The sequence below is a fragment of the Nostoc sp. DedQUE02 genome (assembly GCF_034531035.1).
GTDB lineage: Bacteria > Cyanobacteriota > Cyanobacteriia > Cyanobacteriales > Nostocaceae > Nostoc.
Genome location: NZ_JAVRBY020000125.1, coordinates 1 through 6,472 on the forward strand (window position 1 = coordinate 1; position 6,472 = coordinate 6,472).

Below are 6,472 nucleotides of genomic sequence, written 5' to 3' on the forward strand. Positions count from 1 at the left end.
TGACTGATCGCCATGACTAAATTAGTCGTGTTGAACTTAGGAAAGGGTAACTTGAAGCAGGGATTTGCTACCGTTACAGCACAGTTGTACAACTATAGCAACCCTATACCGATACAATTTACAGGTAGCTTGCCTGCGGCTCCAGAACTTATAGAACTCTACAGACGTTGGCAGTTACTCTATTTGTTGCTGCATGAGACTCTTTTCCCTGGTCAACGTTGGCATAGAAATATGGCAAATGATGCAGAGATTGAAATTGATACAGAAGATATAACTAATATTTCTTCTGTTGAGTTTAGTAATTTATGTGATAACTTACAAAATGAAATTAATCTTTGGCTGAAATCTGAGCTATTTCGCAACATTGACCAGAAATTACGTACTAAGTTGAATCCTCATGAAGAAATTCGGGTTATTCTAGAAACGGAAGATGACCAAGTTCGTCGGCTACCCTGGCATTTATGGGATTTCTTTGAGGATTACCATAAGGCAGTATTTGGTTTAAGCGCTCCTGAAGTAGATGAAGTTAAACTATTACGCAAACCTACTACAAATAAAATTAGAATATTAGCGATTCTTGGTAATAGTGAAGGAATTGATATTCAACAAGACCGGGCAATACTTGAACAACTACCAAAAACGGAAACTGTTTTTCTAGTTGAGCCACAGCGCAGGGAGTTAGATCAATGGCTTTGGGACAAGAAAGGCTGGGATATTCTCTTTTTTGCCGGACATGGTTCGAGTCAAGCTGATGGTGAAATAGGTCAAATTTATATCAATCAAACTGATAGTTTAACAATTTCTCAGTTAAAAAATGGACTCAAAGCCGCGATCGCTAGGGGTTTACAATTAGCAATTTTTAACTGCTGTGATGGATTAGGATTAGTACGACAATTGGCATCGCTGCACATTCCCCAAATGGTTGTCATGCGGGAAGCAGTACCAGATCGGGTTGCTCAAGAATTTTTAAAGCATTTTCTAGAGGCTTTTGCTAATGGAGAATCTTGCCATTTGGCGATGCGGGAAGCTATAGAAAAGTTGCAGGGTCTAGAAAGCAGCTTTCCCTGTGCTAGTTGGCTACCAGTGATTTGTCAAAATCCAACGGCAATGTCGTTGGTGTTGGCGAACAAAGTAGATTCTCAACCTACTAGCTGGCACGCTCGACGTAATATTATTGGGACAATTTTCAAAGTCAGTATAGTTACGACTGCCTTGATAATGGGGATGCGCTCCGTTGGTATGTTGCAGTCATGGGAGCTTATGGCTTTTGATGCAATGATGCGATCGCGACCTGATGAAGGACAAGATCCACGCATTTTAGTTGTTACCGTTACTGAAGCTGATGTGCGATCGCAACCAGCCAAAGAAAGAGGTGGTGCTTCACTATCAGACCGTTCCCTAGCTCAAGTTGTAGAAAAGTTAGAGCAGTTTCAACCGCGAGTCATTGGCTTAGATATCTATCGGGAGAATCATGTAGGAGCAAAGTATAAGAATTTGTCTAAATTCATGCAAAAGAGCGATCGCTTTTTTGCAATCTGCGAAGTTAGTGAAGAAAACAAAAGCAGTGGTGTTTCCCCACCCCCTGAAGTTCCCAAACAAAACTTGGGTTTTAGTGACGTTATACCCGATCCCGATGGCATTATCCGCCGTCAAATATTGGCTATGGCTCCTGCATCGCCCTGCAATGTTGATAAATCTTTTAGCTTTCAATTAGCAAATCGTTACTTGCTTGCTCTTGGTATTCAGTCCAAACTAACCACAGAAAAAAACTGGCAGTTTGGCAATGTTGTCTTTAAAAACTTAGAGTCAAATAGCGGCGGCTATCACAGAATTGATAATCTAGGTCATCAAGTGCTACTTAATTATCGCTCTTCTCATCAAGCTGCTACACAAGTAACTCTAGCAGATGTTTTGAACAATAAACTCACTTCTGATTTAGTGAAGAATCGGATCGTTCTCATTGGTACAAGTGCTGAAAGTTTTCATGATTATTGGTCTACACCATATAGCGCCAGTCAGTGGTCGTATAATCAAATGCCAGGGGTAATGCTTCAAGCACAGATGGTGAGTCAGATTCTCAGTGCCGTTTTAGATAATCGTCCACTATTGTGGATGTTACCAAAGTGGGGTGAATTCATTTGGGTATGGGGTTGGTCATTAATTGGAGGCATAATTATTTGGCAATTTCGGTCATGGTTAAGATTGGGATTGGTAGGAGTCGCAACTGTTTGCGTTTTATATGGTGTATCCTTTGCTGTATTGATACAAGGAGCCTGGATACCTCTGGTGCCATCAGTTTTAGTTTTGATAGTTAGTGGTGCTAGCGTAGTTATTTATATATATTTTTTAAGTGACCAACGTAATCAATAGACCTCTTACAGAATAAGTGCAGGTTAATTTTTTCTAGTTACACATTTTTTTCAATAAAACTCAAAATTTCTTCCTCTTTTTGTTACTCTAAGTCAGTAGAAATGCTATAAATCTCGATTAGGTTGTTAATTTTTTATCTGAAAAACCGTTGTATTCCGATGCGGTGGTTTCGCCCCGGCGAGGATAAGGCGATCGCACAATTCATATCGTGATTCAGCAACGCCTTAAGCAGTATTAATATTTAATTAAAGGTAGCAAATATCCTAAGTACTAATAAATAGGTTTTTAGCGTAGGCGCAGCCCGCCGAAGGCATCGCACCTTTTTTGCTCAACCTCACCAAATCGCGTTGCTCCCCCCTTACCTTGTACCAGGATAAGTGTTTATCAGAATCCTATCTAAATTAAGCTGTATAAGCTTTACAGTACATTAATTCCTCTTCTAGCTTTTTAAATTAGCGAACCGACCCTCGTTAGTATTGGGTTACAGCGTTTGCATACAGTACTTTGATTGCTTGCCACGAATGCTGTATAAACAACTTGATATCTGCTGTTGATCGAGGATAATCTACTTCTATTTCGACATATTTTTATATTAATTTTAGGTAAATAAATAAAAAAAGTATGAAAAAGTCCGTTAAAGTCATATCTAAAATAAACTTTATTACTTTTTTTACAGATGAGTGCTGAAGAAGGACTAGTAATTTTAGATACATTCCTTAAAAAAAGCTTAAATGAAGTTCAGGAGTTAGTATTTCGGAAAGCTTGGGAAGGGCAAACTTATTCAGAGATAGCAGAAACGTCTGGTTATGACGCTAATTACATAAAAGATGTAGGTTCTAAGTTATGGAAGTTACTATCACAGATTTTGGATGAGGAGGTCACAAAAAGTAATTTTAAGTCAGTTTTAAGAAGGCGATCGCGTCGCACCGACTCAGCAGAATCACAAAGTAGCGTTTTTCAAATAAAATCTCAGAATGGACAGACAGTCTTAAGAAATTATCAGCAATTAAGCAAAGAAAGAGGGGAACCTGCAATTATCTCTGAGAATAGAGGTATATCAAGCTTTTCTTTAGAAACCAGGGAGCTAGATCCAAAAAAATCCCTAAACCTCAATTCCGATTTCTTAGAAATTCCTAGTGGTTCAGTACCGCTCAATTCCTATTTTTATGTTGAACGTCCTCCTATAGAAGAACGCACCTATGCTGAAATAAATAAACCCGGAAGCCTGATCCGAATCAAATCCCCTAGCCAAATGGGGAAAACCTCCCTGATGCACAGAATTCTGGCTTACGCAAGACAGACTGGGGTACAAACTGTGCTGATGAGTTTGCAGAGAGCAGATAGTCAAGTTTTCACTAGCTTAGAAAAATTCCTCCGGTGGTTTTGTGCCAATGTCAGTCGGCAGTTAAACCTAGAGCCAAGGTTGGATGATTATTGGGATGAAGATATTGGCAGCAAAGTAAGCTGCACCTTATATTTACAAGGATATGTCCTACAGCAAATCGATTCTCCGGTAGTCTTGGCTTTAGATGAAGTGAATCGAATTTTCGAATATCCAGAAATTTGTAGCGACTTTCTACCACTGTTGCGCTCTTGGTATGAGGACGCTTCCGAACTGGAAATCTGGCGAAAACTTCGGCTAGTGGTAGTTCATGCCACTGAAGCTTATATCCCGTTAGATATCAATCAATCTCCTTTCAATGTTGGGCTAGCGATTAATTTATCAGAATTTAGTTTAGAGCAGATGCAGGATTTGGCACTGCGTCATCGACTCGATTGGGCTAAAGACGAGGCAGGAGTGAAAAATTTGGCTCCTCTACTGGCTATGATTGGTGGTCATCCCTATCTTGCTCGCATCGCTTTTTATAATTTGGGATGTCAAGAGCTAACCCTAGAACAGCTACTAGAAGAAGCTCCCACAATTGCCGGAATTTATAGCAACCATTTACGGCATCATCTAGCAAACCTCCAAGGACATCCAGAACTAGCAGCATCACTCAAATCGGTAGTTACATCTGTTGAAGGTGTGGCCTTAGAAGCGATCGCTGCCTATAAATTAGAAAGTATGGGTTTGGTAAAACTTGAGGGAAATCGGGCGATACCTAGATGTGAATTGTATCGATTATATTTTCGCGAGCAATTAAATTAAGTTATAAACTACCCACCACAATATGCTTGACATAAGTAAATAGACGCGATTAAACCGAACTATGTAAAGTTTTGTATGGAGAAAGGGACTCATGTTAAAGAGAAAGGTTTTTCCCTTTTCCCCTTACCCTTTAACCTTCTTAATATAGTTATATTTATTTCCGTCGGCTTACTTACTATGGGGGTTTTAAAGCCCAGATACCTGATTAAGTGTTAAATCACCTAAGTTTCAGTAGGTGTCTTCTGGAGGTTTTAGATGAATATGTATGAATATCAAGTTGGCGGCAGTCTCAAAACAAATGCTCTCACCTATGTGGAACGACAAGCTGACATTGAACTTTATAATACTTTGATTTCCGGTGAGTTTTGTTATGTATTTAGTTCTCGGCAGATGGGCAAGTCGAGCTTGCGGTTACGAACGAAGCATCGATTAGAACAAGCAGGTTTCAGTTGTGCTTCTATTGATATGACCCGCATTGGCAGCAGCAATATTACTCCTTCTCAATGGTATAAGGGCATAGTAGTTGACTTATTAAGAGGTTTTAATCTATGGGGAAAAGTAAATTTAAAAGCCTGGTGGTCAGAGCGAGAAGATTTATCTGCATTGCAGAGATTGAGTCAATTTGTCGAAGATATTTTGTTAGTCCACCTCAAGAGTGAAAAAATCTTTATTTTTGTCGATGAAATTGATAGCGTTCTAGGGCTAAATTTTCCAGTTATCGATTTTTTTACTCTTATTCGGTCTTGCTATAACCAGCGAGCCGAAAATCCAGAATATAACCGCTTAACCTGGGCACTGTTCGGAGTAGCAACGCCCTCGGATTTGATTGCTGACCAAAATTGTACCCCATTTAATATAGGTAAATCTATTGATCTGCATGGCTTTATGTTGACAGAAGTTGAACCATTAGCAGCAGGTTTAGAGGGTAAAGTAGCTAATCCTATGGCTGTTCTTAAAGAGATTTTGGCTTGGACGAATGGTCAGCCGTTTCTCACTCAAAAGTTGTGTCAGATAGTGGTGCAGGAAAGAAATAGCAAAGGAGTGGAGGAGCATAGAAGCTTGGAAACTGGCGATCGCTACAAGTTAGATGATCATTTACCGATTATTAATTATCATCTGATAAATTTTTATTACCAATTTCCATCGTTAATTTTAGAAAAGTTAGTGCAAACGCACATCCTGGATAATTGGGAAGCCAATGATGAACCGGAGCATTTGAAGACAATCCGCGATCGCTTACTCAGAAATGAGCAACGTACTGGAGCATTGTTGGGACTTTATCAGCAAATTTTACAGGGTATTCAAATATCCTCTAATGATGGAGAAGAGCAAATCCAGCTGCTATTGTCAGGGTTAGTGACCAAACAGCAAGGGCAACTAATAGTCAAAAACCGCATTTATCAAGAGGTTTTCAACCAAACTTGGGTAGAAAAACAATTAGCCAAACTGCGACCCTACTCCCAAGCATTAGATGCCTGGGTAGCCTCAGAGCATCATGACTATTCACGGCTATTGCGCGGGCCAGCTTTGCTTGAGGCTCTAGCTTGGTCACAAGGCAAAAGCTTGAGCGATTTAGATTATCATTTTTTAGCGGCTAGCCAAGAATGCGATCGACGAGAAGTTGAGACGTGGTTAGAGGCAGAGCGTGCTAAAGAAGTTAAAGCTCGATTAATTCAAGAGCAAAAAGCTGCCAGATTTCAAAGATTATTTTTTGTGGGCGCATTCGTTTGGGTATTAATACTCGCTTTAGGATTGGGGATAGTAACTTTCTTCGAGTATGGCAAAGACTGCTCACAGAGATCCTATCGTGTTCGGTTAAAGACTTATTATTAAGGCTGCAAGGGGGCAGGGGGCAGGGGGCAGGGGGCAGGTGGTCACTGCGCGATGATGGTGAAGTTATAAGTAATCAGGCGGAAATGATAAGATTTAAAATGTAAAATTTAGGATTATTTA

3 protein-coding genes are annotated in these 6,472 nt (G+C 39.9%); all 3 read left to right on the top strand.

What is annotated here, in order from left to right:
- Nucleotides 1–12 precede the first annotated feature (12 nt).
- The gene (locus RMX98_RS35875) at nt 13–2,370 is read left to right on the top strand and encodes a CHASE2 domain-containing protein (protein ID WP_322678327.1); all 2,358 of its coding nucleotides are present in this window, start codon (nt 13–15) and stop codon (nt 2,368–2,370) included.
- Nucleotides 2,371–3,046: 676 nt separating this feature from the next.
- The gene (locus RMX98_RS35880) at nt 3,047–4,519 is read left to right on the top strand and encodes an AAA-like domain-containing protein (protein WP_322678328.1); all 1,473 of its coding nucleotides are present in this window, start codon (nt 3,047–3,049) and stop codon (nt 4,517–4,519) included.
- Nucleotides 4,520–4,774: 255 nt separating this feature from the next.
- Nucleotides 4,775–6,352 (top strand): AAA-like domain-containing protein, encoded by a 1,578-nt coding sequence (locus tag RMX98_RS35885; protein ID WP_322678329.1) that lies wholly within the window; start codon nt 4,775–4,777, stop codon nt 6,350–6,352.
- The last annotated feature ends 120 nt before the right edge of the window (nt 6,353–6,472 follow it).

Excerpts from the sequence above, each read along its gene's own strand:
- RMX98_RS35875 (WP_322678327.1), top strand. The coding sequence starts at position 13 with ATGACTAAATTAGTCGTGTTGAACTTAGGAAAGGGTAACTTGAAGCAG.
- RMX98_RS35880 (WP_322678328.1), top strand. The coding sequence starts at position 3,047 with ATGAGTGCTGAAGAAGGACTAGTAATTTTAGATACATTCCTTAAAAAA.
- RMX98_RS35885 (WP_322678329.1), top strand. The coding sequence starts at position 4,775 with ATGAATATGTATGAATATCAAGTTGGCGGCAGTCTCAAAACAAATGCT.